Raw genomic sequence first — 1,546 nt, forward strand, 5'->3', positions numbered from 1 at the left:
AAGGCACCGAGATGGTGATGCCGGGCGACAACCTGAAGTTCGAAGTTGAACTGATCGCCCCGATCGCGATGGAAGACGGTCTGCGTTTCGCCATCCGCGAAGGCGGCCGCACCGTCGGCGCTGGCGTTGTGTCGAAGATCATCGAGTAATTCGCACTCGCGAATGATCAAACGGAAAGGGCGCCCCAGTGGCGCCCTTTTTGTTTGAACGCGCTGATCCCGAGACGCACCAGAAAGACTGTGTCGAAGATCATCGAGCAACCAGGTCTCCTGATTGCTAATGGAAAGGGCCTCCTTCGGAAGGCCCTCTTTCTATGTGCACAAAGCTGAGCAGGGCAGGGGCCGCTTCGCCAATGGAACCGTTTGGCCTCAGGCGGATTTGATCGGATCAGGCGCGCGCCCGGAGACCTGGTCGGGCGCGGCCCAGACGCAGCACAAACGCGGGACGTCCGGGCGGTTATGCGGGCCGGTGTATTCTTGGTTGAGACGACGGAACGCCTAAGGCTCAGGGCGCGGGCTGAATGTCCGGATTGCAGGGCAGCGTCAGAACGAAACGACTTCCCTTTCCAGGGCCTTCGCTTTCGGCATGAGCGCTGCCGCCATGCGCACAGGCAATTTCGCGTACATTCGCGAGTCCCAGGCCAGTGGACTTTTCACCATCCGTTGGCTGCGCGGAAAGCCTTTGGAAACGGCCGAAGGCGCGCGTCAGGTCGTCTGGCGTCAGGCCCTGACCGGTATCGGAGACGGCAACGGTGACGCTTTCACCTTCCTGCGCGACCGAAATCCGGACCTCGCCTCCGGGATAGGTATATTTCACGGCGTTGCTAATCAGATTGTCGATGGCAGAGATGACCAGTGTTTCATCAACCTCTGCGATGGTCCGCTGCGGTGGGTCGACGGACAAGGAGATAGATTTGCGTGCAGCCTCTTCCCGGTTGGCTTCGGCAGCAATGTGCAGCAACCCGGTCAGATCGACCGGCTTGCGATCCAGGCGCAGCGCTTCGCCTTCGACCCTAGCCCGGTCCAGCGTCGCGTCGATCAACTGCGCGATCCGGTCCGCATTGTCGATGACCTTCTGAAACGCGGTTTCAATCCGGAGAGTTATGCGGGAAACTGGGTGACGGGGTTTGAGAGGGTGGCGTATCGTGGCGGGTGCTGAAGCCTGCCAGAACTTCCAAGAGGAACGATACGCCATGAAGAAGACTACAGACATCATCGCCCTTCGTCAGCCGGAATCTGTCGATGATCCGCTGACTGAGATTGCCCGGGATGGCGCGCGCCGCATGCTAGCTGCCGCGCTGCGGGCAGAAGCCGACGCCTTTGTTGCGGAGTACGCAGAAGAGCTCCTGCCGGACGGCCGCCAGCGCGTTGTGCGACATGGTTACGGGCCGGAGCGCAGCATCCAGACCGGGATCGGGGCGCTCGACGTCCAGCGCCCGAAGGTACGCGACCGCGCCACCGACGTGCCGGTCGACCAGAGGATCCGGTTCACCTCGGCGATCCTGCCGAAATGGGCGCGCCGCTCGCGCAGCCTCGATGCGCTGCTG

General features: G+C 62.0%; 1 protein-coding gene and 2 pseudogenes. 2 read left to right on the forward strand and 1 reads right to left on the reverse strand.

Features of this window, described 5'->3' with window-relative positions; translation table 11 throughout:
* Positions 1–149: pseudogene (gene tuf, locus C6W91_RS21000) on the forward strand (elongation factor Tu); the annotation flags it as partial.
* Between the two features lie 355 nt (positions 150–504).
* Here the strand turns inward: tuf and C6W91_RS21005 are convergent.
* The gene (locus tag C6W91_RS21005) at positions 505–1,212 is read right to left on the reverse strand and encodes a sensor histidine kinase (protein ID WP_370571591.1); all 708 of its coding nucleotides are present in this window, start codon (positions 1,210–1,212) and stop codon (positions 505–507) included.
* Here C6W91_RS21005 and C6W91_RS21010 point away from each other — a divergent pair.
* A pseudogene (locus tag C6W91_RS21010) lies at positions 1,145–1,546 on the forward strand (IS256 family transposase); the annotation flags it as partial. The gene C6W91_RS21005 and the pseudogene C6W91_RS21010 overlap by 68 nt on opposite strands.

It is taken from the genome of Phaeobacter sp. SYSU ZJ3003 (assembly GCF_041300735.1).
Classification (GTDB): domain Bacteria; phylum Pseudomonadota; class Alphaproteobacteria; order Rhodobacterales; family Rhodobacteraceae; genus Phycobacter; species Phycobacter gallaeciensis_A.